Source organism: Qipengyuania gaetbuli, assembly GCF_020524765.1.
Lineage (GTDB): Bacteria > Pseudomonadota > Alphaproteobacteria > Sphingomonadales > Sphingomonadaceae > Qipengyuania > Qipengyuania gaetbuli_A.
This window is the reverse complement of record NZ_JAIVLR010000001.1, coordinates 161,653-186,261: the sequence shown is the minus strand read 5'-3', so window position 1 is coordinate 186,261 and position 24,609 is coordinate 161,653. Positions and strand designations below refer to the sequence as shown.

Here is a 24,609-nt window from a genome sequence, read left to right as displayed (position 1 = left end):
ACAAAACCTTTGGCGGCATTGACCTAAATCAAGGTCAGGGCCTTGCGCCAAAGGCATTGGGACTGGCGAGCGCTGTAACAACCTCGGCCGTAAAGGACGGCCACTGCAGCGCCAGGACGGAAATCATGAAGAACAAGTTCGCGCTGAGCTTCGCCACCCTGGCAATCGCAGCTTTCCCGGCCACCGCATCTGCCGAAGCCGGCGACCTGCAGGTCAAGCTTCTGGGCACGCTGGTCAGCCCCGACGGGGAAATCACGCGTGTGGACACCGACATCGTCGGCCTGCCTGCCGATACCCAGACCAAGGCCAACGACAACTTCGTGCCGACGCTGGCTATCGAATATTACTTCAGCGACAATTTCTCGGTCGAGACGATCTGCTGCATGACCCAGCACGATGTCGATGCCGTTTCGGGCCTCCCGGGCGCAGAACTGGTGTCGAACGCCAAGGTGATCCCTGCAACCTTCACCGCGAAGTACCATTTCGACCTCGGCGCGGTGCGTCCCTATGTCGGCGCAGGCCCGACCTACTTCCTGTGGGTCGGCGAAGATCCGGGTGCGGCGACCCTGCCGTTGGGCGTGACCGACACCGACCTTTCGGACGAATTCGGCGTCGCACTGCAGGCCGGTTTCGATGTCGATCTCAACGACAAGGGCCTTGGCCTGACTTTCGATGCCAAGCGCTATTTCGTCGACACCACCGCGCAGTGGTATGTCGGTGACACGCTGGCCATCCAGACCAAGCACAAGCTCGACCCCTGGGTGCTCAGCGCCGGCGTCAGCTACCGGTTCTGACCGGCATAAAGGTGCAGCCGCGCCGCGGGAGGAACACCGAGTTCCCGCGGCGCGGCTGCGCTTCGCATTTCAGAAGGGGAGAGCCTCGACGAGGGACCCCTTGTTGCAGGCAGGCGATCCGGCAGGACGCCTGACCAGCCAGTCGGCTGCTGCGAGCGGTGCCTGCGCCCCGCTTTCCTGGTTTCCTACCGGCACCAACCCCTCCGACGTGACCGTTGCCCTGACGAATGTCTCGCGGTCGCCGGTTTCGGGCAGGGGTGCGGCCAGCGGAAATGGGACGAAGCGCAACTCTGCTGCCGGAATTCCGCCCTGCATCGCTGCCAACATCGGGCGCAGGATCAGGCGCGCAGTGACCATGGCGGATGTCGGATTGCCCGGCAGGCCCATCACGAGGCGGCCATTCGCTTTCCCGAACCAAACCGGCTTGCCCGGCTTGATGGAAACGCCTTCGAAGACAAGGTCCAGACCTGCCTTGCCGAACATAGGCTTGGCGAGATCGTGATCGCCCACCGAAGCGCCGCCGGTCACGACCACGCAATCGGCGGCTTCCAAGGCCTTGGCGGCCACCTCTTCCAGCAATTCGAGCCGGTCGGCGCCTCTTGTCCGCAGGACCACTTCACAACCCATCGCCTCGCACATTGCCGCTACGCCGTAGCTCGCGGATTCGGAGATTGCACCCGCCTTCAGATGCGCAGTCCCGGGGGCAGCCAATTCGTCGCCCGTCGCGATAATCGCGATCCTGGGGCTGGCTGAAACCTCTACCGTGTCCCGGTCGGCAGACGCCGCCGCCACCATTGCGCGTGGTGTCAGCCTTGTCCCGGCGGCCAAGAGGAGGTCGCCTGCACGAAAATCACTGCCGGCAGTCCTTACATGCCGCGCCGGACCGAAGCCGCTGCGGAACCGGACCTGCCCGGCTTCGCGCTCGGCATATTCCTGCATGATCACGCAATCTGCGTCCGCAGGTAGCGGAGCGCCGGTGAATATCCGCACGGCAGTGCCCGGTTCGAGGGTGCCGGGATCAGGCAGGCCGGGCCGGCTTTCTCCGGCCAAGGCCATCCACCGGTCCGGATTCACTTCGGCCAGCGAAACGGCATAGCCATCCATTGCCGACACGGCGCGGGCAGGGGCGTCCGAGCGCGCGTGGAGCGGGGCCGCGAGGAAGCGCCCTGCCGCCTGTTCGAGCAACACGCTTTCAGTGGGTAAGGGGCGAACAGCGCCCGCAAGCAGCGCGAGCGCCTCGTCGAAGTTGGTCATGAACGCCTTCTAGGGCCGCCGGCCATTGCTTGGCCAGAGCAGCCTTTGCCTCAGGCGCCCTTGAAAGCGGCCTTGCGCTTCTGGAGGAATGCCATCGCACCTTCGACCGCATCCTGCGTACTGCCCGCGATACGCTGGGCATTGGCCTCTGCCGCCAGCGTGGCGGGGAAATCGGCCTGCAGCCCGTCGCGCAGCGTGCGCTTCATCTGACCGAGCGCCACGGTAGGTCCATTGGCCAGCTTTTCGACCAGCGCGCGGGCTTCGCTTTCCAGCGCGTCGTCTTCCACGCACTTGTAGATGAGGCCGATGCGTTCGGCTTCTTCGCCGTGGATCTTCTCGCCCAGCATCATCATGCGCGTTGCCTGTGCGGTGCCGATAAGGCGCGGGAGCATCCAGCTCGATCCGCCATCGGGCACGAGGCCAATGTTGACGAAGGCCTGCAGGAAATAGCCGCTTTTGCCCGCCAGCACGAAGTCGGCGGCAAGCGCGATCGAGCAGCCGACGCCGGCTGCCGGGCCCTGGACCATCGAAACGACGGGCACGGGGAGGCTGGCCAGCGCCTGCACCATCGGATTGTAATGCTTGCTGAGCGAGGCAAAGGCACGGTCGCCTCCGCTGACCGACATTTCGGCATTGGCGGCAAGGTCCGCCCCTGAACAGAAGGCACGGCCTTCGCCGCGCAACAGCACCGCGCGTGCATCGCCGATATCGCGCAGTGCGGTGAAAATCTCGTCGGCCATCTGCGGGGGGCAGGCGTTGAGGCGTTCGGGCCGGTTGAGCGTGATCGTCAGGACCGGACCTTCGCGGGTCGCCGTGATCATTTCGAAATCGCTCATCTCTCCAGTCCCTCTCTCATGTATCTGTGCAACCCCTCTGCGCAAATCGGTGCGCGATTGCAACCTATTGCGAGGAGCGTTGCCAGATTGCGCGTCCGTCCTCGCCAAATGCGATGGAGCCAGCAGTGGCGACCGGCTCGCTGGTGCCGTCGGTGAAGAAGGCAATCATGTCTGCGTCATCGCCGGAGATGGCGGCGAGAGTGCGCTTGCCCTCCGGCGTGCGTGCCACCACGACACCCTCGCGCACGCTGCCGTCGCGCTCGTAGAACACGGTATAGGTTTCGACCGTCGCAGGGCCGGTGTACTCTTCGTCGAGTTCGGGCACGTCGCCGCGCCGCTCGTCCGCTTCTGCCTGGTAATCGAAGTCCTGCGGGAAGCTTGCACCGGTCGGCTGGCCGGACAGCAGGATCGTGTGATTGTGCGTGGCGTAGCCGCCATTGGCGAAGAGCAGGCCCTTGTCCGCCGTGCCGCGCAAGCGAAGCACCATCTCGGCGACCGCATGGCTCATGTAATTGCCGATCGGTCCGCCGCCGAACGTGAGGCCGCCGAAAACGCTGGCCGGCTTGTCCAGCGGCCAGCCCAACACGCGCCGTGCCATTTTCGGCACGCAGGGGAAGCAGGAATAGAGTTCGACATGGGCAAGGTCGCCTACTTCGACATCGTTCAGCTGCATCGTCCACTCGATCGACGTGGCAAGGCTGGGCGAGGCGTCGTAGCGGTCGCGGGCAAGGAAATTGCCGCTTTCGTGCGCCGCTGCGCCATATCCCAGGAAGACCACCTGATTATCGGCAAGACCGCGCGCGCGCGCTTCGCCGAGGCTGGTGACGAGGAAGCCCGCGCCCTGGTTCACCGATGAATTGGCGACCTGGAGCTTGGTATAGGGGAAGGCGATCGGGCGATTATTGTCCGACGGGGTGACGATGTCCCCGGCTTCTGCCTCGCGGCGGATCCAGGCGCTCTCGTTCCCGGCCGCGACCTTGCTCATGCCGGCCCAGATCATGCCGCTTTCCGCCTGCCCTTGCGCGAGCGTCTGGCCATAGGCCGCGCGTCCGGCATTCTCGTAGAGCGGGTATACGTCGGTCGGCACGACCAGCCCGAACCCCTGCGCATAGCCCGTGCGCCGCCGGTGCGAGGCATCGCGCAGCGCGTTGGGCTTGGAGCCGTCTTCCCGCGGTTTCAGCGCGGCGAGGCGTGCGGCGGTGCGCAGGGCCTCGCCGCCGACCACTGCACACACGCTCGCTTCGCCACTGGCGATGCGGTTGGCGGCTTCGTGGAGGAGCAGGATCGGGCTGTCGCCATTGGGCATGGCGGTTTGCATGCGGTGGGCCGGCTCGATGCCGAGCCTTTCGGCCAGCGCCCCGTCGACCGGGTTGAGCTGCGGCCATGCCAGCTGCGCGACCACGGCCAGCGAATCGCAGGTCTCAAGCCATCCGCCGCCTGCATCGGCATCGGAGCGTCGAAGTGCCTCTGCCATCAGCCCGATGGGGTCGAGGGCGTCGCCGGGATTTTCGGTGCGGTCGTTGATCTGGCCAACGCCGATGATGACGGGAATGCGGTTCGGGTCCTGATCGCTCATGCGGTCAGGGTTAGCGGGAAGCGCCGAATACGCAAATGGGAGAAAGTGGCTGGGGTGGCAGGGATCGAACCTGCGAATGTCGGTACCAAAAACCGATGCCTTACCACTTGGCTACACCCCAGCAGGCGGGCGCTCCTATAGCGCGCCCGCCGCCGATGTGAAGGGGGTGTTAGAGCTTCTTGCCCTCGAAATCCGCTGCAGAGTGACGCTCGAGAAGCTGGGTGTCCTCCTCGCCCCATGCCTTGTTGACGATCCGTCCGCGTTTGACGGCAGGGCGAGCCGCTATCTGCTTCGCCCAGCGCGCGACATTCTCGTATTCGTGGATCGAGAGGAAGGTCTTCGCCTCGTTGTAGATCGTGCCTTCGACGAAAGGTGCGAGCCAGGGGAAGGTTGCGATGTCGGCTACCGTGTATTCGTCGCCGCCAAGGTATTCGCTGTCCGCAAGCCGCTTGTCCGCGACATCGAACAGGCGCTTGGTTTCCATGGCATAGCGGTTGATCGGATATTCGTACTTCTCCGGTGCGTAGGCATAGAAATGCCCGAAGCCGCCACCAATGAAGGGCGCGCTGCCGACTTGCCAGAAAAGCCAGCTGAGGACTTCGGCGCGCGAGGCGTCGGTCGGCAGGAAGGCGCCGAATTTCTCCGCAAGGTGCATCAGGATTGCACCGCTTTCGAACACGCGCACAGGTTTCTCGCCGCTGCGGTCGAGCAGGGTGGGGATCTTGGAATTGGGGTTGAGGTCGACGAAGCCCGATCCGAACTGGTCGCCATTGCCGATGTTGACCGTGAAGGCATCGTATTCCGCGCCCGAATGCCCCGCTTCCAGCAGTTCCTCGAACATAATCGTGGCCTTCACCCCGTTGGGCGTGGCTAGCGAATAGAGCTGGAAGTCGTGGTCGCCAGTCGGCAGGTCCTTCTGCTCGCGTGCGCCGGAGGTCGGGGCGTTGATGCTGGCGAAGCGGCCGCCGTTCTCTGCGTCGTTGGTCCAGACTGCGGGCGGGGTATAGGTCGGGTCGGCCATCGGGTTCTCCTTTGCGTGATGGGCTAGTTGGCTCATCCGTTCGTCGCAAGATGGGGAACCGCTACAGCCCTGCCACGGTTCTTCGCTTCGCCATGACGAAGCTCATCTATGTCGACGACAGCCTGCCAGGCATTTCCCGCAAACGTGCCGGCAAGGGCTGGGCCTATTACGACGAGAAGGGCAGGCTGATCGGCGATGCGGCGGAGAAGAAGCGGCTCAATGCGATCGCCTTGCCACCGGCCTATACCGACGCATGGTTCTGCCCGGCGGCAAACGGGCACATCCTCGCCACCGGCATCGATGCCAAGGGGCGCAAGCAGTACCGCTACCATCCGGAATTCCGCGCCGCGCGCGAGAGCGAGAAGTTCGATGGCTGCATCGCGTTCGGAAACCTGCTTCCGCTGGTGCGCAAGCGGGTTGAGGACGATCTGAAAGGCCGCAAGCTGACGCGCGAACGGGCCGTGGCCAGCGTGGTGCGCCTGCTCGACCTTGGCGCCGTGCGCGTGGGGAACGAAGGATATGCCGAGCGCAACAAAAGCTTCGGAGCCACGACCCTGCGCCGCCGCCATGCCGAAGTGACGGGCAAGACCCTGCGCCTCAGGTACAAGGGCAAGTCCGGCAAGATGCGCGAGGTGACGCTGACCGACGGCACGCTGGCTCGCATGGTGCGGAGCATGCAGGACCTGCCCGGCCAGAACGTCTTCAAATATGTCGACGAGGACGGAGAAGTGAATGCCGTCACCTCCAGCGACGTGAACCACTATCTCGAAGAGGCCATGGGCGAACGGTTCACCGCCAAGAATTTCCGCACCTGGCACGCCAGCGTGCTGGCGCTCGAATGCCTGCGCAATGGCGAGGGGAAGATGCCGCTCAAGGCGCTGCTCGACTGTGTGGCCGAGAAGCTGGGCAATACACCCGCGGTGACGCGCAGGAGCTATATCCACCCTGCCGTGATCGACCTGGTGGAACGGCAGGATGAGTGGCGGGCGAACCTGCGCCTCCCGCGTGCTACGCGCTGGCTGACGCGCGAGGAACGGGCGCTGATCGATCTGCTGCAGGAAGCGCCGGCGGCAGCGGAGTTGCTAAAGGCTGCATGAGCCTTGCATCGATTATCTTTTAGAGATAATTGCACGGGCATGCATCTCGCGGGACAGAAACTCAAGGCCTGGCGCCTGTCGCAGGATCCGCCCCTCTCGGCGGAAGAATTCGCCTCGCGGCACGGCTTCAAGACACAGACCGTATTCGGCTGGGAGAGCAAGGGCCGGATCGCGCGCGCCGATGCCCAGCGCAAACTTTCCGAGCTCGGCATATGCCAGCCCGCCGACTGGATCACCCCTGCCTCTGAAGGCGAGAAAGACACCCGACCAATGGCAAAGGGCGATACGCACCCCTTCTACGACCTGCACACCCACGGCTTCGTGCGTGTGGCGACGGCTACACCCCGGACTCGCACGGCCGACGTGGCCTACAACGCGCAAGGCATTCTGGAGCAGGCCGAAAAGGCGCACGATCAGGGTGTCGACCTGCTGCTCTATCCCGAGCTGTGCCTTTCGTCCTATGCGATCGACGATCTGCACCTGCAGACGGCCCTGCTCGAAGCGGTGGAGCGGCACCTGTCAGACATTGTCGAGGCATCGGAGAGGCTTTCGCCCGTCCTCGTCATCGGGGCGCCGCTGCGGCGCAACGGGCGCATCTACAATTGCGCCATCGCCATTGCGAAGGGCCGCATCCTCGGCGTGGTGCCCAAGAGCTACCTGCCCAATTACCGTGAGTTCTACGAGAAGCGCTGGTTCAGCCACGGGCGCGAGTGCGTCGGGCTGGAAATCACGGTGGGCGGCGAGACTGTACCCTTCGGCACGGACCTCGTATTCGAGGCGAGCGACCTGTCGGGTTTCACTTTCGGGATCGAGATCTGCGAGGATTTCTGGTCGCCCAACCCGCCCGGCACGCTTGCCGCGCTGGCCGGGGCGACGATCCTGCTGAACCTCTCGGCCTCCAACATCACCATCGGCAAGTCCGACGAGCGGCACATGCTCACCCGTGCCAGTTCCTCGCGCTCGGTCTGCGCCTATGCCTATTCGGCGAGCGGTTACGGCGAAAGCACGACCGACCTCGCGTGGGACGGACAGGGCATGATCTACGAGCTTGGCGACCTGCTGGTCGAAAGCGAACGCTTCGACCATGCGCCCGAGCTATGCGTGACGGATATCGACACCCGCCGCATCCTTGCCGAGCGGATGCGGATGCAGACCTGGGGCGACGCCGGAGATTTCGCCGGAAGGCCCGAGGACTGGTATCGCCGCGCCACGTTCGAGCACGGGGCGCCGCGCAGGGACATCGGTCTCGTGCGCCCGATCCGCCGCTTCCCCTTCGTGCCAAACCGGCGCGAGAAGCTGGACGAGGATTGCTACGAGGCGTTCAACATCCAGGTCGATGCGCTGATGCGCCGAATCGAATCCACGAAGGCCAAGACCATCGTGATTGGCATCTCGGGCGGGCTGGATTCGACCCACGCGCTGCTCGTCGCGGCCAAGGCGATGGACCGGCTGGGGCGGCCCCGAACCGACATTCGCGGTTACACTATGCCCGGCTTCGCGACCTCGGACCACACCAAGTCAAATGCCTGGAAGCTGATGGAAGCTTTCCACATCACGGCAGAGGAAATCGACATCAAGCCGGCCGCGCGTCAGATGCTGGAGGATATCGATCACCCTTTCTCCGACGGCGAGCCGCAATACGACACCACCTTCGAGAACGTGCAGGCAGGCCTGCGGACCGACTACCTGTTCCGTCTCGCGGGGCATCATTCGGGCTTCGTGCTGGGCACGGGCGACCTGTCCGAACTGGCGCTCGGCTGGTGCACCTATGGCGTGGGCGACCAGATGAGCCATTATGCGGTCAATGCGGGCGTACCCAAGACGCTGATCCAGTACCTCATCCGATGGACGACCACGACGCACCAGTTCGACGACGGCGTGGACGAGATATTGCTCGCCATCCTGGACACCGAGATCAGCCCCGAACTGGTGCCGGCAGGAGCGGACGGAGCCATCCAGTCCACCCAGTCGATCATCGGACCCTATGAGTTGAACGACTTCTTCCTCCACCACGTCATCCGCTGGGGGCAAAGCCCGAGCCATGTCGCCTTTCTAGCATGGCACGCGTGGAAGGACGCGCAGGCGGGGTTGTGGCCGATCGACTTCCCGCATGAAGCGCGCAACCAGTACGACCTTTCCACCATTGCCAAATGGCTCGAGAATTTCGTGAAGCGTTTCTTCGCCTTCAGCCAGTTCAAACGCAGTGCCTTGCCCAATGGCCCCAAAGTCAGCGCGGGCGGCGCGCTGTCGCCCCGCGGCGACTGGCGCGCACCGAGCGATGCGGTCGCCGATGTCTGGCTGGCCGATTTGCACGGCGCGCTTCCGCCGCTGGAAGGCTGAGCCCGTGTCGCCCCGCGCCTTTGCCATAATCATGACGTGCAACGTCGTCTGGGCGCTCAATGTCGTGGTCAGCAAGATTGCGGTGAGCGACCTCGAGACGCCGCCCTTGTTTTATGCCTTCCTGCGGTCGGCCATCGTCGCGCTGGCATTGCTGCCGCTGCTGCGACCGGTTCCGAGGCAGTTGGGTAGAGTGATGCTGATCGGCCTCGCCATCAGCGGCGGGTCCTTTGCCCTGCTGTTCATAGGGCTTCAGACAGCCAGCCCATCGGCTGCGGGAGTGGTCAGCCTGTCGGGCGCACCGATGACGGTGCTGTTCGCCATCCTGTTCCTTGGCGAACGCATCCGCTGGAAACGTGCCCTCGGCATCGCACTGGCCTTCGGAGGCGTCCTTTACGCGATGACGGGCGGCAACCAGATGGAGGCGAGCACCGGCCTCATCTTCATATTTGCCGGTGCGGTCGTCGGTGCGCTGGGCACGGTGTTCATGAAGCAGCTCGATATCTCATCGATCCGGCTGCAGGCATGGGCGGCCCTCGCGTCGGTTCTCGTCCTGCTGCCGCTATCGCTGGTGATGGAGACGGGTCAGGCTACGTCTTGGAGAGCCGCGCCGTGGGAACTGGCCGCTTGCCTGGTGTTCGCCGCGATCGTCGTTTCGGTTGGCGCACACACGGCCTACTACCGGCTGCTTCAGGAAAACGACGCAAATCTCGTCGTGCCCCTGACTCTCATGACACCGATCCTGACCATCGTATTCGGAGCATGGCTGACAGGCGATGCGGTGAGCACGAGGCTGGTCGTGGGTGGGGCAATCGCGCTGGCGGGCGTTGCGATCATCGTCCTCAGGCCCACGCGCAATATCTTCAAGCCGCTGCTCGTGAAGACGCGGATATGATGCTTGTCTTCGCGAAATCAGGGGGTTGCGTGACGCACTTGCCATCGCGGTGATTCCGAGTCACACATCCGGCACGGATCGTTAGGGACGCATCCGGCCACGGCACAAAGCCAGCCGCTCACTTCAAGGGGGGACGAGCATGGCTGTTGCCGGTTCAAGCAATGCGTGGATTCTCGAGAACAGCCAGCGACTGCGGCTGTTCACGCTGTTCATTCTCTATGTCGGGCAAGGCATGCCCATCGGCCTGTTCTGGTTCGCCATCCCCGCCTGGATGGCGGTGAACGGGGCATCGGCTGCCGATGTCGGCACGGTCGCCGCACTGACGGCACTCCCATGGTCGCTGAAGCTGGTGAACGGCTTCATCATGGACCGTTACACCTTCCTGCCCATGGGAAGGCGCCGGGCGTGGATACTTGGCGCGCAGTTCGTGATGATCGCGTGCCTGGTCGCCGGCGCCCTGATCGATCCGGCAGTGACCGACGTCGCCATCCTCGGCGGCATAGGCTTTGCCGTGAACATGGCGACCACGTTCCAGGACGTCGCTGTCGATGGCCTTGCAGTCGATATCATGACCGAAGACGAACGGGCCCGGGGGTCCGGAATGATGTTCGGCGGACAATCGATCGGCGTCGGCGTTGCCACGGCCATCTGCGGATTCGTGATCGAGCGTCTGGGTGCGCCTGCCGCCTTCCTTATCGTTGCGGCGCTGATCTTCGCCCTGTGCGTCTACATCGCATCGTTCAGGGAACGCAGCGGAGAGAGGTCGTTGCCGTGGAGCGCGGGGCAGGCGCATCGGCGGAACCTGGAAATCCAGCTCGATGCCTGGTGGCCGCTCCTTAAAGCGACGTTCCATTCGATGAGCCGGGCGGTGAGCCTGCTTTGGATACCGTGCCTGTTCGGGCGCGGGATGCTCTACGGGGCGTTTACGGGGGCCACCCCGCTGATCGGGGCGAATTATGCCGGCTGGGATACGTCGGAAATCGCCAGCCTGACCGCGACGGGGGGCCTGTTGGCGGGTGTGCTGTGCATGACGTTGGGGGGCTGGCTTGGCGACAAGTTCGGCGCGAAACGGATAGGCCTGATGTGGCTCGCCTCCGGAATTGCCCTTTGTGCCGTCATGTATTTCGGCGTCGCCTATTGGAGCAATTCGGCCGTCTTCGTGGCCTTCGTGTGCTTCTGGATCCCGCTGGACATGCTGATCACGGTGGCACTGCTGCCGATATCCATGCGCCTGTGCGATCCGGCGGTCGCCGCCACGCAGTTCACGATCTACATGGCCGTGTCCAACTTCGGCATTTCGTTCGGGGCGTACATGCTCGGCAAGACCGATGCGCTTGGGGGCTTGCCCGCGATCTTCCTCATCGTGGGGGCCGGTCTCGCCGGAGCCCTGACATTGTTGCTGACCGTCCAGTATCCGCGCCGCCCGGAGTATTATGAACTCCGGAAGCGGCGCGACATACTGGCGGCGCAAAAGCCGGCCTGATCAGGCGGCCAGCTTTTCTACCTGCTGGTGGGCGGCGGCGATCTTCTCTTCGCCGCCTTCACCCATGATGCCGTCGGCAGCAACGACTTCCACGTCCTTGATGCCGAGGAAGCCGAGGAAGAAGGTCAGCCAAGGCGTCATGAAGTCCATCGCGCTGCCGACCGGCGTGCCGCCCGAAGCGGCGGTGATGTAGGCCTTCTTGCCCGTCAGCAGGCCCTCGGGACCATTGGCGGTGTACTGGAAGGTCGTTCCGGCGCGCGCGACGAGGTCAGCCCAGGCCTTCACGGTCGCAGGGACCGAGAAGTTGTAGATCGGCACGCTGAAGACCACTGTGTCTGCTGCCTTCAGTTCCTCGATCAGCTCGTCGGCGACCTTTGCCAGCTCATGCTGCTCGGGCGAGCGGTCGGCATAGGGCGCAAGGTTTGCAGCGAATCGCTCTGCATCGATGAAAGGCAGGTTGTTCTGCGACAAGTCGCGGGTGACGACGCTTGCGCCCTGCTTCGCGGCGAGGCCTTCAACGAGCTTGCTGCCGAGGCTGCGCGAAACGGATTCTCCGTCTCGGATGCTGGCGGTGATGTGAAGGATGGTGCTCATGTTACTGTCTCCTGTTCAGGCTGTGTCGACGAGGACGAGTTCGCTGTCCTCGAGCGCGGTGATGGTGATGCTGTCTTCCTTGGTGATGGCGATGCCGTCGCGCGCCCTCGCCTCGATGTCGCCCACGCGGATGCTGCCGGTGGCGGGCACGAGGTAGAGGTGCCGGTCGGCTTGGGCAGGCGTGTAGGTCACGCTTTCGCCCGCTTTGACCGTGGCGCCCAGCACGCGGGCATCGGTGCGGATGCGCAGCGCATCGTCATCATTGGCAGCGCCGCTGGCGAGCGGCACGAACTGGCCGGCCCGGTCGCCCTTGGGAAACTGCCGCGCGCCCCAGCTGGGATCGCCGCCGCGTTCGGACGGGATGATCCAGATCTGGAACAGTGTGGTTTCCTCGTCCTCGAGATTGAACTCGGAATGGGCCACGCCGCGGCCCGCGCTCATCACCTGAACGTCGCCCGCTTCGGTGCGGCCTTCATTGCCCATGCTGTCGCGGTGCGTGATCGCGCCGCTGCGGACATAGGTGATGATTTCCATGTCCTGGTGCGGGTGGGTCGGAAAGCCGCTCTTGGGCGCGATCTTGTCGTCGTTCCAGACGCGCAGGGCGCCCCAATTGACGCGCGAGGGGTCGTGATATCCGGCGAAGGAAAAGTGGTGGTGCGCATCGAGCCAGCCGTGGTTGGCCGCGCCGAGCGTGTTGAAAGGCCGTAGTTCGATCATGACGTGTCTCCCTGTGGGAATGCTTCGTTGAGAGTGGAGATAGAGTTTGCACCGCGTTCCGATAACTGCGATAAAACACATCAGGATGTTCAGGAAATCCGAACAATGAAGTTGGGCGAACCGAGCCTCGACCAATTGCGCATCTTTCTCGCCGTGGCGGAGGAGGGCAGCTTCGGCGCGGCCGCGCGGCGCATGGGGCGGGCGGTTTCCGCCGTCAGTTACGGCATCGCGCAGATGGAGTCGCAGCTCGGCGTCACCCTGTTCGAACGCGAAGGATCGCGCCGGCCCGTGCTGACCGAAGAGGGGCGCGGCCTGCTGGCCGAGGCCAAGGGCATTGCCGACGGGATCGATGCCCTGCTGGCCAAGACGCGCAGCCTCCACGCGGGACTCGAAAGCGAGGTTTCGCTGGTGGTCGACGTGATGCTGCCGGGCGAGGTCACTGCCAGCGTCCTGCGCGAATTCCGCGCGATGTTTCCGACCGTCGCCTTGCGCTTGCAGGTCGAGGCGCTGGGGGCGGTGGCGGCCTGCCTGCTCGATGGCGGCGCGGACCTTGCCGTCGGCGGGCCGGTGCTGGCGGACCATCCCGAATTGGAGCGGCAAGCGATCGGTGAGGTCGAGCTGGTGCCCGTGGCAGCGCCGCAGCACCCTCTTGCCCGCAAGGGCGTCGCGCCTGGTGAAAGCCGCAAGCACCTGCAACTCGTCCTGTCTGACAGGTCGCCGCTGACGGAGGGACGCGAGTTCTCGGTCCTGTCACCGCAAAGCTGGCGGCTGGCCGATCTCGGCGCCAAGCACGCGCTGCTCAAGGAGGGCATCGGCTGGGGCAACATGCCGCGCCACACGGTGAGCGCGGATATCGCCGAAGGCCGGCTATGTCTGCTCGACCTGCCCGAAAAGCCCGGCGCGAACTACACGCTCAGCGCGCTCTGGCGCCGCGATGCACGCCCAGGCCCGGCGACCAGCTGGCTGATCGATGCGATCCGCGAGCGGCTGGGCGATTGCAGCGCGGTCGAACCGTCGGTCGCCGCTAGGGATTAGAGCTTCACCGTCCAGCCGTGGGTGTCGGGAACGGCACCCTTCTGGATGCCGACCAGCTTTTCGCGGATCTTGTTGGTGATCTGGCCCGTGCCGCCGCTGCCGATGTGGAATTCGCCGTCGGGGCCGAGCACCGTGCCGACCGGCGTGACCACCGCTGCGGTACCGCAGGCCATGGTCTCCAGCAGGCGACCCGAGGTGGCATCGGCGCGCCACTGGTCGATGCTGTAAGGCTCCTCGCGCACGGTGAGGCCTTCCTCGCGCAGCAGCTGGATCAGGCTGTCACGGGTGATGCCCGGCAGGATCGTGCCGGTGAGCGGCGGGGTGATCACGCTGCCGTCGTCGAAGACGAAGAACAGGTTCATGCCGCCCAGTTCCTCGATCCACTTCTTCTCGACCGCATCGAGGAAGACGACCTGGTCGCAGCCGTGTTCGATACCTTCGGCCTGCGGGACGAGGCTGGCGGCGTAGTTGCCGCCGGTCTTGGCCGCGCCCGTGCCGCCGGGGGCAGCGCGGGTGTAGTTGCGGCTGACCCAGATTTTCACCGCCTTCGCGCCGCCCTTGAAATAGCCGCCGACCGGCGAGGCGATCAGGATGTACTTGTACTGGCGGGCCGGACGCACGCCGAGGAAAGCCTCGGACGCGAACATGAAGGGGCGCAGGTAGAGCGCGCCGTCGGGTATGGTCGGCACCCAGTCGCGGTCGATCGCGACCAGCTGGCGGATTGATTCGAGGAACAGTTCCTCCGGCAGTTCGGGCATGGCCATGCGCCGGGCGCTGTCGTTGAAACGGCGGGCATTCTGTTCGGGGCGAAACAGGGCAAGGCTGTCGTCGCCCTGCTTGTAAGCTTTCATCCCCTCGAAGATTTCCTGCGCATAGTGCAGCACGGCAGCAGCCGGATCGAGGCTGATCGGCTCGCGCGGTCCCAGCGTCGCCTTGTGCCACCCGCCCTTGTCGGCATCATAGTCGATCACGACCATGTGGTCGGTGAAGAGCTTACCGAAGCCGGGGTCGAGAAGGGCCTGCTGGCGCGTTTCGCCGGGGACCGGGGCGGGGTGGGGGATGTGCTCGAAATCCATGCCCGCGCGGTTAAAGGTAGGCGGGTTTCAGGGCAAGGTCTGAAGCCACAAAATGAGAAGGGCAGCTTCGCCCGGAGGAGAAACTGCCCTTCGCATGGTCAGCGGCGGAAGTGCCGCTCACGAAGTCTCTATCGGGTCTGCTTACCGATAGTACCTCGCGCGGAAACTTGCCGACCTCTCTGCTGAACCATGAGACATCGGATCACCTCCTTTCGCGCTAGTGAGCTAGAAGCCTTTTCAAGGGCCCCAAGACCGCGTTCGCCGCTGATCTTGACTATCAATTTGTTGCGTTGCGGCGTGTAAAACAAGGCTTGAAAAAAAGTTTTCCCACGTCAGAATCAGCATTTGTGGCTCGGAGCATGCTCCGGGCCTTTTTCGTTGGTCGATCGCTGGCTTGCGCAAGGCGGTGGAGGCCGCAGGGAATCGGCCTAGCGGCAATCCTCGATCACGCGCGTCACTTCGGCCCATGCGGGCAGGTAAAGCGTGGGCTGGCCCGGTGTCTCGACTGCGAATCGACCACGGGTCAACGCAATCGCGTCGAGCAGCGGATCGCGAGCCGCGACCACCGCCACCGACAGGGGCGCCTGCGAGGTGGCAGGCCTTGCCTGCAGCGTGCGGTCCTGCGTTTCGGTCCGCAGCGTCATGGTCGAGGCTGTGTTCGTTCCGCGAATCGTGCGTGCGATGGAAATCGTCCGGTCCGCCGGATTGCAGCTGAGCGACAAGGCCGTCTCCATCGGCGAAGTCCCGGTACCAAAGGTCGCGCTGTTATTTCCGTACCTCCAGTCGCCCGGGGTCTGCGGCGCATCGATCCAGTTCTCTGGCGCCGGTGCGGCTGCAATCGGGGCTGGCGGCGGAGCCGGCCTCGCTGCAGGCGTGGGGCTGGGCGCTGGCGTCGGTTCCGGCGCGGGCGGGATGCAGGCGGCAAGGCCGAGCGTCAGTGCGGCAGCGGCGGCAAAATGTCCGTAGATCGGTTTCATAGACGAACAATGCGCGCTAACGCCCTAGGTTTCAAACGGAGTTTGCTGTGGCGAAGAAACGTCTCGACCAGATGCTGGTGGACCGCGGGTTGGTGGAAAGCCGCACGCGGGCGCAGGCGCTGGTCATGGCGGGGCTGGTCTTTTCCGGCGAACAGAAGATGGCCAAGCCCGGCCAGCAACTGCCCGAGGACGCGCCGCTAGACGTGCGCGGGCGCGACCATCCCTGGGTCAGCCGCGGCGGGATCAAGCTCGCCCACGCGATCGAGCATTTCGGGCTCGATCCGCGCGGCGTCACGGCAATGGATATCGGCTCGTCCACCGGCGGATTTACTGACGTATTGCTGCAGGGCGGGGCGGAGCATGTGTTCGCAGTCGATAGCGGCACCAACCAGCTTGCGTGGAAACTGCGGCAGGACGAACGTGTCACCGTGCTCGAACAGACCAGCGCCCGCATCCTGACGCCGGAGATGATCGACCGCCCAGTCTCGTGGGTCGTGTGCGATGCGAGCTTTATCAGCCTCGCCAAGGTGCTCGGACGCCCGCTCGAACTGGCGGAGCGCGATTGCCGTCTCGTCGCCCTTATCAAGCCGCAGTTCGAGGTCGGGCGCGAGGAAGTGGGCAAGAAAGGCGTGGTCAGCGATCCCGCCCTCCACGCCCGCGTCTGCGAAGAAGTGCGGACATGGGCCGAAGGTCTCGGTTTCGCAGTGCAGGGCATTGTCGAAAGCCCGATCACCGGCCCCGAAGGCAATGTGGAATTCCTGATTAGCGCGCACAGGACAACCTGACGTCATTGACGCTGCCGCTCCGTCCGCTCTAGGCGCTTTGCCGAGAGAGTTCAGACGGAGAGAATATGTCCGCCAATATCGCCGAAATGGAACGCCGCCGCGCCGCTGCAGAGCTGGGCGGCGGGCAGAAGCGCATCGACGCGCAGCACGCCAAGGGCAAGCTGACCGCGCGCGAGCGCCTCGACGTGCTGCTGGACGAAGGCAGCTTCGAGGAGCTCGACCGCTACGTCGAGCATGACTGCGTCGATTTCGGCATGGACCAGCAGCGCATCCCGGGCGATGGCGTGGTCACCGGATCGGGCACGATCAACGGCCGCCTCGTCTATGTTTTCTCCCAGGATTTCACAGTCTTCGGCGGCTCCCTTTCCAAGCGCCATGCAGAGAAGATCTGCAAGGTCATGGACACCGCGATGAAGGTCGGCGCGCCCGTCATCGGTCTCAACGATTCGGGCGGTGCGCGCATCCAGGAAGGCGTTGCCTCGCTGGGCGGCTATGCCGAGGTGTTCCAGCGCAATGTGCTGGCGAGCGGCGTGGTGCCGCAGATCAGCCTCATCATGGGGCCGTGCGCGGGCGGCGCGGTCTACAGCCCTGCGATGACCGACTTCATCTTCATGGTGGAGGATTCGAGCTATATGTTCGTCACCGGCCCCGACGTGGTGAAGACGGTGACCAACGAGGTTGTCACGCAGGAGGAACTAGGCGGGGCGAAAACGCACACCACCAAGACCTCCGTCGCCGACAACAGCTTCGAGAACGACATCGAGACGCTGCTCGCGACGCGCAATTTCTTCGATTACCTCCCGCTGTCGAACCGCGAGGAAGTGCCCGAGCGCCCGACCTCGGACGCATGGGACCGCGAGGAGCCAAGCCTCGACACGCTGATCCCCGACAATGCCAACCAGCCCTACGACATGCACGAAGTCATCCGGAAGACGCTGGACGAGGGCGACTTCTTCGAAATCCAGCCCAACCACGCCGCCAATATCATCTGCGGCTTCGGCCGGGTCGAAGGGCGTACGGTGGGCGTGGTGGCGAACCAGCCGATGGTGCTCGCCGGCGTGCTCGACATCAACTCCTCGAAAAAGGCCGCGCGCTTCGTGCGCTTCTGCGACGCGTTCGAAATCCCGATCCTGACCTTCGTCGACGTGCCCGGCTTTCTTCCCGGCACCGCGCAGGAGCATAATGGCATCATCAAGCATGGCGCGAAGCTGCTGTTCGCCTATGCCGAGGCGACCGTGCCCAAGATCACCGTGATCACCCGCAAGGCCTATGGCGGTGCATACGACGTGATGGCGTCCAAGCACCTGCGCGGAGACCTCAACTACGCCTGGCCCACCGCCGAAATCGCCGTGATGGGCGCGAAAGGCGCGGTGGAGATCATCTTCCGCCAGGACCGCGACGATCCCGACAAGATCGCCGAGAAGACGAGGGAATACGAAGACCGCTTCGCCAACCCCTTCGTGGCAGCACAGCGCGGCTATATCGACGAGGTGATCTACCCGCATTCGACGCGGCGGCGCATCGCGCTCGGGCTAAGGAAGCTGCGCGGGAAGCAGCTCGAGAACCCGTGGAAGAAGCACGACAACATTCCGTTGTGATCGACTCATCTACCAACATTGAACCTGCAAAGCCCTGTTCGGAGCGGGCGCTGAACGCGTTGGAATTTCGTGTAGGGCGCTCCTTGCCCACCTCATTGCGAGAATTTGCAACGCGCTACGGCGGAGCATTCATCGGAGGTTCGGTTGATGGCGCAGGCAGATACAGCGTACTCGGCTTCTTAGATCTTGAACGTATCGATCAGACGGAGGGCGCGTATCTAGATGAGTATCTGGAAGTAGGAGCCCTACCTTTTGCTCGCTGTGAACTTGGTGGAATTTACTTGCTGAAGGCCGACAACTCCATTTGGTTTCGGCTAAACCATGCGGGCAAAACTACGCTGGAGAAGGTCAGCGAAAGTTTCGAAGATTTCCTAAACCGAATAGAGACTGAGGAATGATCAAATGAAACTCGGCCGTCTCAACCATATCGGCGTCGCGACGCCTTCGATCGAAGAATCGGTGCGCTATTACCGCGACGTCATGGGCGCGACTTCGTTCCACAAGCCGTTCGATCTAGAGGCGCAGGGAGTGAAGGTCTGCTTCGTCGATACGCCGGGACTGAACGACACCCACGGCACGCAGATCGAGCTGATCGAGCCACTCGGCGCCGACAGCCCCATCGCCAAGTTCCTCGAGAAGAACCCCGCCGGCGCGCAGCATCACCTGTGCTACGAGGTCGACGATATCGAGGAAGCGCGCAGCTGGTTCGAGGGGCTGGGCAAGCGCATCCTCGGCCCCACGCGCATCGGGGCGCATGGTACGCCCATCTTCTTCCTCCACCCCAAGGACATGATGGGCCAGCTGACCGAGATCATGGAAACGCCCAAGACGGGCGCGCACTGGTCGAACTGACCGGCGCGGGGAGAGAGGACGACAATGCTGTTCTACGATAGTCCGAACCCGGCGCCCAATCCGCGCCGCGTGCGCATCTTTGCGGCGGAGAAGGGCATCGACCTGCCCAGCCGTGAAGTCTCGATCCCGAAGCGCGAGCAGAAGGCGCCTGATTACGTCGCCAAGAACCCGCGCGGGCAGACGCCGATCCTCGAGCTCGACGATGGCACGGTGATTGCCGAGAGCGTGGCGATCATGCGCTATCTCGAGGCGCTGCACCCGGAGCCGCCGCTGTTCGGCACCACGCCGCTCGAAATTGCCGAGATCGAGATGTGGAGCCGCCGCGTCGAGATGATCGCGATGCCGCCAATCGGCGCGGTCTGGGTCCACACGCATCCCTTCACCGCCGCGCTGCCCGGCCGCAATGCCGAATGGGGCGAGGCCAACCGCCCGCGCGTCGCCGATGCCTTCCGCTTCTTCGACCAGTCGCTGGCGGACCGCGACTTCCTCGCCGGATCGGCCTATAGCGCGGCCGACATCCTCCTGCTGACGACAGCCGATTTCGCCGAGTTCGTCGGCTGCGGCATGCCCGAGGACTGCGAAAACCTGCGCGGCTGGCACGAGCGCGTGTCCGCCCGCCCGAGTGCAAAAGCCTGAGTGCGATCATGACCGACAAGACCCCGACCTATGACGACTGGAAGCCCTTCGCCGACAAGGAGGTGAAGGGCCGCGACCTGACCTGGCAAACGCCCGAGGGCATCGCGGTGAAACCGCTCTATACTAGCGCGGATACGCAAGGGATCGACCCCGGCGTGCCCGGCATCGCGCCCTTCACGCGCGGGCCCTATGCCTCGATGTACACCGGCCGTCCGTGGACCATCCGCCAGTATGCGGGCTTCTCCACCGCCGAGGAATCGAACGCTTTCTATCGCCGCAACCTTGCGGCGGGGCAGAAGGGGCTGTCGGTTGCTTTCGACCTCGCCACGCACCGCGGCTATGACAGCGACCACCCGCGCGTGGTCGGCGATGTCGGCAAGGCGGGCGTCGCGATCGACACCGTGCGCGACATGGAAATCCTGTTCGACCAGATCCCGCTCGACGAAATGAGCGTGTCGATGACCATGAACGGGGCGGTGATCCCGGTCATGGCCTTCTACATCGTCGCGGCAGAGCGGCAGGGCGTCTCTCAGGACAAGCTCGCCGGGACCATCCAGAACGACATCCTCAAGGAGTTCATGGTCCGCAACACCTATATCTACCCGCCCGAGCCGAGCATGCGGATCGTTTCGGACATCATCGCATATACTTCGGCCAACATGCCGAAATTCAACAGCATTTCGATTTCGGGTTATCACATGCACGAGGCCGGGGCGACGGCGGTGCAGGAACTGGCTTTCACGATTGCCGACGGCAAGGAATACGCCAAGCGCGCGATGGAAGCGGGCCTCGACATCGACGCCTTCGCGCCGCGCCTGTCCTTCTTCTGGGGCATCGGCATGAACTTCTTCATGGAGATCGCCAAGATGCGCGCCGCCCGCGCGCTGTGGCACGATGTCATGTCGGAGCTGGGGGCACGACAAGAGAAGTCGAAGATGCTGCGGACGCACTGCCAGACGTCCGGCGTCTCGCTGCAGGAGCAGGATCCCTACAACAACGTCATTCGCACCACGATCGAGGCGATGGCGGCGGTGCTGGGCGGCACGCAGTCGCTCCATACTAATGCGCTGGACGAGGCGATTGCGCTGCCCACCGACTTCTCCGCCCGCATCGCGCGCAACACGCAGCTGGTGATCCAGGAAGAAACGGGGGTCACCAAGGTCGCCGACCCGCTGGGCGGGAGCTATTACATCGAAAGCCTGACCGCCGCGCTGATCGAAGAAGCGCGCAAGTTGCTCGACGAGGTCGAGGCGGCGGGTGGCATGACCGAATATGTCGCCAGCGGCAAACCCAAGGCGCAGATCGAGATGGCCGCTGCGGCCAAGCAGGCGAGCGTCGACAAGGGCGAGACGGTCATCGTCGGCGTGAACAAGTACCGCCTTCCGGAAGAGGCCGATATCGAGACACTCGACATCGACAACCACGCCGTGCGCCAGAGCCAGATCGCCCGCCTCAAGGCCGTGCGCGAAGGTCGCGACGAGTTCGCCTGCAAGGCCGCGCTCGATGCGCTGGCACGCGGGGCGGCGCAGAAGGAAGGCAACCTACTCGCCCTCGCGGTAGAGGCGGCGCGCCACGATGCGACGCTCGGCGAAATCAGCCAGGCGATGGAAGACGCCTATGGCCGCTACGACACCATGCCGCGTCCGGTGCGCGGCGTGTATTCGGAAGCCTATTCGGATGACACGCGCTACCGGCAGGTGGCCGAGGGCGTGAAGGCGGTCGAGCGCCGCCTTGGCCGTGCGCCGAAACTGATGGTCGCCAAGATGGGCCAGGACGGCCACGACCGCGGCGCCAACGTGATCGCCTCGGCATTTTCCGACATGGGCTTCGAGGTCGTGTCCGGCCCGCTGTTCCAGACGCCCGAGGAAACGCGTGACATGGCGCTCGAAAACGGTGTCGACGCCATCGGGGCGAGCAGCCTTGCGGCGGGGCACAAGACCCTCATCCCCGAACTCATCACCCTGCTGAAGGAAGCGGGTCGCAGCGACATCAAGGTGATCGCCGGCGGCGTGATCCCGCAGAAGGACTACGACTTCCTCAAGCGCGCAGGCGTGCAGGGCATCTACGGCCCGGGCAGCAATGTCGTGGAGTGTGCCGCAGACGTGCTGCGCCTGCTTGGCCACAACATGCCGCCTGCCGGAGAGGATCTGGACGAGGCGGCGGAATGATGGGGAGGTTTGTCCGCCTCGTTTCGCTTGGGTTTGCCGTGTTCTCGGTGATCTTCTGGCTCACCGTTGACGGCATTGGTCAGGTGCGTCGCCAAATCACGGACGGTAACGAGCCATCGAATTGGGACATTTGGCTAACCAGCTCTGTGCCAGCCATCATTTACGCTGTGATTTGCGTGCTCGTGTTCCACTGGTTCGCCAGAAAAATCATCAAAAAGATCGGCCAAGAGTAGAATGATAAAAATCCGTACCGACTGGACCCGCGAGGAAATCGCGGGACTGTTCGACCTTCCTTTCACCGAACTGCTCTTCCGCGCCGCCACGGTGCACCGCGAATTCCATCCGCCCGAGCAGATCCAGCTCTGCACTCTGCTGTCGATCAAGACCGGCGGGTGCCCGGAGGATTGCGGCTATTGCTCGCAATCGGTGAAGGCCGACAGCGGCGTCGAGGCGACCAAGCTGATGGAGGCGCAATCCGTCCTCCAGCGCGCGGCGCAGGCCAAGGATTCTGGCAGCCAGCGCTTTTGCATGGGCGCGGCGTGGCGCAATCCCAAGGACCGCGACATGCCCGCGATCGTCGAGATCGTGAAGGGCGTGCGCGCCATGGGCCTCGAAACCTGCATGACGCTGGGCATGCTGACGCCGAAACAGGCGGAGATGCTCAAGGAAGCGGGCCTCGATTACTACAACCACAATGTCGATACCGGGCCGGAATATTACGAGCGCGTGATCTCGACCCGCAATTACCAGGACCGGCTCGACACGCTGCAGAACGTGCGCGACGCGGGCATCAACGTGTGCAGCGGCGGGATCGTCGGCATGGGCGAGACGCGCGAGGACCGGGTGGGCTTCGTCCACACTCTAGCCACGCTCGAACGCCATCCCGAAAGCGTGCCGGTCAACGCGCTGGTGCCGGTCAAGGGCACGGTGCTGGGCAACATGCTGGCCGACACCCCGCTCGCCAAGATCGACGATATCGAATTCGTGCGCACCGTGGCGGTTGCGCGTATAACCATGCCCATGTCGATGGTCCGCCTGTCCGCCGGTCGCGAGAGCATGAGCGAAGCGACACAGGCTCTGTGCTTCATGGCGGGCGCGAATTCGATCTTCACCGGCGACAAGCTGCTGACCGCGCCCAATGCGGGCGACGACAGCGATGCGGCGCTCTTCGCCAAGCTGGGCCTCACCGCGCTCAAGCAGGAAGAGCCGATGCGCGCCTGCAAGGTCATGGAGCCTGCCGAGTGACGAAAACCGCGGCCTTCAGGTTGGTGAAAGAGGTGACGATTGCGTGTGCAGGCGGCGTAGCCTTCGTCACTCTGGTTGCCCTTGTGCTTCACTGGACAGGCATCCAAAGCTTCTTCTGGAAACTGCTTCAAGAAAACCCATTGGGGCTTGTAGTGACCGCCCTAATCTATTCCATCGGCCATGCAGTCGCTGTCCGTATTAGTAATGCAGGTCTTAAAGCCGAATGACGCTGGGCTTCTCAGTCGATGACTTGCTCCCCAAGGCACGCGGTGGCGGCGTGCTGAAGATGGGGCTCGTCAAGCTGGACGAGGACGAGTGGCTCCAGCCCGATCCCGAGCTCGCTGCACGCGAGGCTGGGTTTGCAGCCTATCCGCAAGGCATCCAGATTTCGCCGGAGGGCGAGGCACCGGGAGCGGAACTCGCTGCCATGCTCGGCCTGTCGGGCGGGCTGGCGGAAGCGGCTCGCGCGCATCACGAGGACATGTGCCTCCTCACCCTTCGCGAAGGCGACGATCAGTATCGCCTGGTCGGTGCGGCGGTCGCATGGCCGTCCGACTGGACACCGGCGGACAAGCTGGGGCTTCCCCTGCGCGCACTCCATGCGCCGATCCAGGGATACGAGGAGCAGCTAGCCAGCGGCGTCGATCATTTCATGGCCAAGCTGAAGGCTGGCGCGATCTACGGGCGCTGCAACTGGTTCATCGCTGCCACGGGTGAGCGGCGCTGGGTGGCGGAGCCTCCGGCACAGGCCTTTGCCCATGTGACCCCCGACAATGCAGCCGAGACGCTGTTCGTGCGCTCCGAACGCCAGACGCTGCGCCGCCTGCCCGAAACGGGCGCGATCCTCTTCACCATCGGCATCTACGTTTCGCCGCTGGGCGAATTGTCGCGCGATAATGTCGAGCGGCTGGCGGGCGCGATGCGCACCCTGCTGGACGGCGAGGGCGACCGCCGCGGCGCCGGCGCCTATGCCGAGGCGCTGGTCGCCTATGCGGAAAAATCCAGTTGAGGCAGGTGCTTAGGCGCCTTCCTTGACTCCCGGCGGGAAAAGGCGTGTCTTTCGCGCCGCTGGGGGACAACAGCATCATTACAATTCGGATCGCTTCTCAGGGCCGCATTCCTTGAAGGGAGAGGACGTATGAAGAAGCTTTTACTCGCCGCAGCCGCAATTAGCCTCGCACTTCCCGCTGCACCTGCCATAGCCCAGGAAGGGCCGGAACGCATGGAAGGCGTGACCTGGGCCCGTGTGGTCCTGACCAAGTTCAAGCAGGGCAAGCGCGGACGCGGGACAGAAATCATCCGCGACTATTTCGCCAAGGCCGACGGCATGACCGGCAAGAAGAGCGGCATCCACGGCATCCATCTCAACACCGGCGAATGGGACCTGATGTATGTCTTTCCCATGGAAGGCGGACCGAACGACCTGACCTGGGCCACTTCGCCCGACGATATCGCGTGGATGGAACAGCTTTCCAAGCTGGCCGGCGGCCGGGACAAGGCGCAGAAACTGCTGGAGGAATTCGATTCCCTCATCGCGCGCGAAACCAGTTACATCGGGCACGCGCACGCCGATCACTGACCATGACTTGAAGTGGCTCCGAAGGGGCGGCATAGGCTTAAGCATGACCTCTGC

General features: G+C 64.1%; 25 protein-coding genes and 1 tRNA gene. 17 read left to right on the top strand and 9 right to left on the bottom strand.

The features are described 5' to 3' along the window. Positions 1-125 precede the first annotated feature (125 nt). The gene (locus LC083_RS00945) at positions 126-794 is read left to right on the top strand and encodes an OmpW/AlkL family protein (RefSeq protein ID WP_160607390.1); all 669 of its coding nucleotides are present in this window, start codon (positions 126-128) and stop codon (positions 792-794) included. Between the two features lie 69 nt (positions 795-863). Here LC083_RS00945 and LC083_RS00940 read toward each other — a convergent pair whose 3' ends face one another. The 5 genes from LC083_RS00940 to yghU all read right to left on the bottom strand — a co-directional run bounded on the left by LC083_RS00940 (position 864) and on the right by yghU (position 5,481). Beyond that, positions 864-2,048 carry a molybdopterin molybdotransferase MoeA gene (locus tag LC083_RS00940; RefSeq protein ID WP_226698807.1) on the bottom strand — a complete coding sequence of 395 codons (1,185 nt, stop codon included), beginning with the start codon at positions 2,046-2,048 and terminating at the stop codon, positions 864-866. A gap of 50 nt (positions 2,049-2,098) precedes the next feature. Beyond that, the gene (locus tag LC083_RS00935) at positions 2,099-2,884 is read right to left on the bottom strand and encodes an enoyl-CoA hydratase-related protein (RefSeq protein ID WP_226698806.1); all 786 of its coding nucleotides are present in this window, start codon (positions 2,882-2,884) and stop codon (positions 2,099-2,101) included. A gap of 64 nt (positions 2,885-2,948) precedes the next feature. Continuing rightward, complete coding sequence (locus LC083_RS00930) at positions 2,949-4,460, bottom strand: acetyl-CoA acetyltransferase (RefSeq protein WP_226698805.1); 1,512 nt, start codon at positions 4,458-4,460, stop codon at positions 2,949-2,951. Positions 4,461-4,506: 46 nt separating this feature from the next. Beyond that, positions 4,507-4,581, bottom strand: a tRNA-Gln gene (locus LC083_RS00925). A gap of 48 nt (positions 4,582-4,629) precedes the next feature. Next, positions 4,630-5,481 (bottom strand): glutathione-dependent disulfide-bond oxidoreductase, encoded by an 852-nt coding sequence (gene yghU / locus LC083_RS00920; RefSeq protein ID WP_226698804.1) that lies wholly within the window; start codon positions 5,479-5,481, stop codon positions 4,630-4,632. 92 nt (positions 5,482-5,573) lie between these two features. Here yghU and LC083_RS00915 point away from each other — a divergent pair, with 92 nt between their 5' ends. The 4 genes from LC083_RS00915 (at position 5,574) to LC083_RS00900 (ending at position 11,293) form a co-directional block, all read left to right on the top strand. Further along, positions 5,574-6,578 carry a DNA topoisomerase IB gene (locus LC083_RS00915; RefSeq protein WP_226698803.1) on the top strand — a complete coding sequence of 335 codons (1,005 nt, stop codon included), beginning with the start codon at positions 5,574-5,576 and terminating at the stop codon, positions 6,576-6,578. Positions 6,579-6,848: 270 nt separating this feature from the next. After that, on the top strand, positions 6,849-8,918 hold the full coding sequence (locus LC083_RS00910; RefSeq protein ID WP_226699994.1) for an NAD(+) synthase: 2,070 nt from the start codon (positions 6,849-6,851) through the stop codon (positions 8,916-8,918). A gap of 31 nt (positions 8,919-8,949) precedes the next feature. Continuing rightward, positions 8,950-9,810: a DMT family transporter gene (locus LC083_RS00905; protein WP_264187035.1), complete on the top strand. Its 861-nt coding sequence runs from the start codon at positions 8,950-8,952 to the stop codon at positions 9,808-9,810. Positions 9,811-9,949: 139 nt separating this feature from the next. After that, complete coding sequence (locus tag LC083_RS00900) at positions 9,950-11,293, top strand: MFS transporter (RefSeq protein WP_226698801.1); 1,344 nt, start codon at positions 9,950-9,952, stop codon at positions 11,291-11,293. Here LC083_RS00900 and LC083_RS00895 read toward each other — a convergent pair whose 3' ends face one another. Together LC083_RS00895 and LC083_RS00890 are read right to left on the bottom strand one after the other, a co-directional pair. After that, complete coding sequence (locus tag LC083_RS00895) at positions 11,294-11,887, bottom strand: FMN-dependent NADH-azoreductase (protein ID WP_226698800.1); 594 nt, start codon at positions 11,885-11,887, stop codon at positions 11,294-11,296. 15 nt (positions 11,888-11,902) lie between these two features. Next, positions 11,903-12,604 (bottom strand): pirin family protein, encoded by a 702-nt coding sequence (locus LC083_RS00890; protein ID WP_226698799.1) that lies wholly within the window; start codon positions 12,602-12,604, stop codon positions 11,903-11,905. A gap of 105 nt (positions 12,605-12,709) precedes the next feature. Between LC083_RS00890 and LC083_RS00885 the strand changes: the two genes are divergently transcribed. Continuing rightward, positions 12,710-13,639, top strand: a complete 930-nt coding sequence (locus LC083_RS00885; protein ID WP_226698798.1) for a LysR family transcriptional regulator — start codon at positions 12,710-12,712, stop codon at positions 13,637-13,639. Here LC083_RS00885 and LC083_RS00880 read toward each other — a convergent pair. Continuing rightward, a complete protein-coding gene (locus LC083_RS00880) occupies positions 13,636-14,715 on the bottom strand; it encodes a branched-chain amino acid aminotransferase (protein ID WP_199800430.1) in 1,080 nt (359 codons plus the stop codon). The genes LC083_RS00885 and LC083_RS00880 overlap by 4 nt on opposite strands. A 428-nt stretch (positions 14,716-15,143) precedes the next feature. Further along, a complete protein-coding gene (locus LC083_RS00875) occupies positions 15,144-15,692 on the bottom strand; it encodes a hypothetical protein (RefSeq protein ID WP_226698797.1) in 549 nt (182 codons plus the stop codon). A gap of 71 nt (positions 15,693-15,763) precedes the next feature. Here LC083_RS00875 and LC083_RS00870 point away from each other — a divergent pair, with 71 nt between their 5' ends. From LC083_RS00870 to LC083_RS00820, 11 genes are all read left to right on the top strand, one after another. Further along, on the top strand, positions 15,764-16,477 hold the full coding sequence (locus tag LC083_RS00870) for a TlyA family RNA methyltransferase (protein WP_226699993.1): 714 nt from the start codon (positions 15,764-15,766) through the stop codon (positions 16,475-16,477). Positions 16,478-16,542: 65 nt separating this feature from the next. After that, on the top strand, positions 16,543-18,075 hold the full coding sequence (locus LC083_RS00865; RefSeq protein ID WP_226698796.1) for an acyl-CoA carboxylase subunit beta: 1,533 nt from the start codon (positions 16,543-16,545) through the stop codon (positions 18,073-18,075). Continuing rightward, the gene (locus LC083_RS00860; RefSeq protein ID WP_226698795.1) at positions 18,045-18,473 is read left to right on the top strand and encodes an SMI1/KNR4 family protein; all 429 of its coding nucleotides are present in this window, start codon (positions 18,045-18,047) and stop codon (positions 18,471-18,473) included. The genes LC083_RS00865 and LC083_RS00860 overlap by 31 nt, the downstream gene beginning before the upstream one ends. 4 nt (positions 18,474-18,477) lie before the next feature. Further along, positions 18,478-18,927 (top strand): methylmalonyl-CoA epimerase, encoded by a 450-nt coding sequence (mce, locus tag LC083_RS00855; RefSeq protein ID WP_226698794.1) that lies wholly within the window; start codon positions 18,478-18,480, stop codon positions 18,925-18,927. Positions 18,928-18,951: 24 nt separating this feature from the next. Beyond that, positions 18,952-19,563 (top strand): glutathione S-transferase family protein, encoded by a 612-nt coding sequence (locus tag LC083_RS00850; RefSeq protein WP_226698793.1) that lies wholly within the window; start codon positions 18,952-18,954, stop codon positions 19,561-19,563. An 8-nt stretch (positions 19,564-19,571) separates the two neighbouring features. Next, positions 19,572-21,731: a methylmalonyl-CoA mutase gene (scpA, locus tag LC083_RS00845; protein WP_226698792.1), complete on the top strand. Its 2,160-nt coding sequence runs from the start codon at positions 19,572-19,574 to the stop codon at positions 21,729-21,731. Further along, positions 21,728-21,964: a hypothetical protein gene (locus LC083_RS00840; protein WP_226698791.1), complete on the top strand. Its 237-nt coding sequence runs from the start codon at positions 21,728-21,730 to the stop codon at positions 21,962-21,964. Before scpA ends, LC083_RS00840 begins: the two co-directional genes overlap by 4 nt. A gap of 1 nt (position 21,965) precedes the next feature. Further along, the gene (bioB, locus tag LC083_RS00835; protein WP_226698790.1) at positions 21,966-22,976 is read left to right on the top strand and encodes a biotin synthase BioB; all 1,011 of its coding nucleotides are present in this window, start codon (positions 21,966-21,968) and stop codon (positions 22,974-22,976) included. Continuing rightward, entirely contained in the window at positions 22,973-23,203 is a 231-nt protein-coding gene (locus LC083_RS00830; RefSeq protein ID WP_226698789.1) for a hypothetical protein, read from the top strand. Before bioB ends, LC083_RS00830 begins: the two co-directional genes overlap by 4 nt. Further along, positions 23,200-23,985: a heme-dependent oxidative N-demethylase family protein gene (locus LC083_RS00825; RefSeq protein ID WP_226698788.1), complete on the top strand. Its 786-nt coding sequence runs from the start codon at positions 23,200-23,202 to the stop codon at positions 23,983-23,985. The genes LC083_RS00830 and LC083_RS00825 overlap by 4 nt, the downstream gene beginning before the upstream one ends. A 129-nt stretch (positions 23,986-24,114) precedes the next feature. Then, complete coding sequence (locus LC083_RS00820) at positions 24,115-24,555, top strand: hypothetical protein (protein ID WP_226698787.1); 441 nt, start codon at positions 24,115-24,117, stop codon at positions 24,553-24,555. Positions 24,556-24,609 lie beyond the last annotated feature (54 nt).

Bases quoted from the DNA above. Each gene is read 5' to 3' on its own strand.
- LC083_RS00945 (WP_160607390.1), top strand. From the start codon at position 126: ATGAAGAACAAGTTCGCGCTGAGCTTCGCCACCCTGGCAATCGCAGCT.
- LC083_RS00940 (WP_226698807.1), bottom strand. From the start codon at position 2,048: ATGACCAACTTCGACGAGGCGCTCGCGCTGCTTGCGGGCGCTGTTCGC.
- LC083_RS00935 (WP_226698806.1), bottom strand. From the start codon at position 2,884: ATGAGCGATTTCGAAATGATCACGGCGACCCGCGAAGGTCCGGTCCTG.
- LC083_RS00930 (WP_226698805.1), bottom strand. From the start codon at position 4,460: ATGAGCGATCAGGACCCGAACCGCATTCCCGTCATCATCGGCGTTGGC.
- yghU (WP_226698804.1), bottom strand. From the start codon at position 5,481: ATGGCCGACCCGACCTATACCCCGCCCGCAGTCTGGACCAACGACGCA.
- LC083_RS00915 (WP_226698803.1), top strand. From the start codon at position 5,574: ATGACGAAGCTCATCTATGTCGACGACAGCCTGCCAGGCATTTCCCGC.
- LC083_RS00910 (WP_226699994.1), top strand. From the start codon at position 6,849: ATGGCAAAGGGCGATACGCACCCCTTCTACGACCTGCACACCCACGGC.
- LC083_RS00905 (WP_264187035.1), top strand. From the start codon at position 8,950: ATGACGTGCAACGTCGTCTGGGCGCTCAATGTCGTGGTCAGCAAGATT.
- LC083_RS00900 (WP_226698801.1), top strand. From the start codon at position 9,950: ATGGCTGTTGCCGGTTCAAGCAATGCGTGGATTCTCGAGAACAGCCAG.
- LC083_RS00895 (WP_226698800.1), bottom strand. From the start codon at position 11,887: ATGAGCACCATCCTTCACATCACCGCCAGCATCCGAGACGGAGAATCC.
- LC083_RS00890 (WP_226698799.1), bottom strand. From the start codon at position 12,604: ATGATCGAACTACGGCCTTTCAACACGCTCGGCGCGGCCAACCACGGC.
- LC083_RS00885 (WP_226698798.1), top strand. From the start codon at position 12,710: ATGAAGTTGGGCGAACCGAGCCTCGACCAATTGCGCATCTTTCTCGCC.
- LC083_RS00880 (WP_199800430.1), bottom strand. From the start codon at position 14,715: ATGGATTTCGAGCACATCCCCCACCCCGCCCCGGTCCCCGGCGAAACG.
- LC083_RS00875 (WP_226698797.1), bottom strand. From the start codon at position 15,692: ATGAAACCGATCTACGGACATTTTGCCGCCGCTGCCGCACTGACGCTC.
- LC083_RS00870 (WP_226699993.1), top strand. From the start codon at position 15,764: ATGCTGGTGGACCGCGGGTTGGTGGAAAGCCGCACGCGGGCGCAGGCG.
- LC083_RS00865 (WP_226698796.1), top strand. From the start codon at position 16,543: ATGTCCGCCAATATCGCCGAAATGGAACGCCGCCGCGCCGCTGCAGAG.
- mce (WP_226698794.1), top strand. From the start codon at position 18,478: ATGAAACTCGGCCGTCTCAACCATATCGGCGTCGCGACGCCTTCGATC.
- LC083_RS00850 (WP_226698793.1), top strand. From the start codon at position 18,952: ATGCTGTTCTACGATAGTCCGAACCCGGCGCCCAATCCGCGCCGCGTG.
- scpA (WP_226698792.1), top strand. From the start codon at position 19,572: ATGACCGACAAGACCCCGACCTATGACGACTGGAAGCCCTTCGCCGAC.
- LC083_RS00840 (WP_226698791.1), top strand. From the start codon at position 21,728: ATGATGGGGAGGTTTGTCCGCCTCGTTTCGCTTGGGTTTGCCGTGTTC.
- bioB (WP_226698790.1), top strand. From the start codon at position 21,966: ATGATAAAAATCCGTACCGACTGGACCCGCGAGGAAATCGCGGGACTG.
- LC083_RS00825 (WP_226698788.1), top strand. From the start codon at position 23,200: ATGACGCTGGGCTTCTCAGTCGATGACTTGCTCCCCAAGGCACGCGGT.
- LC083_RS00820 (WP_226698787.1), top strand. From the start codon at position 24,115: ATGAAGAAGCTTTTACTCGCCGCAGCCGCAATTAGCCTCGCACTTCCC.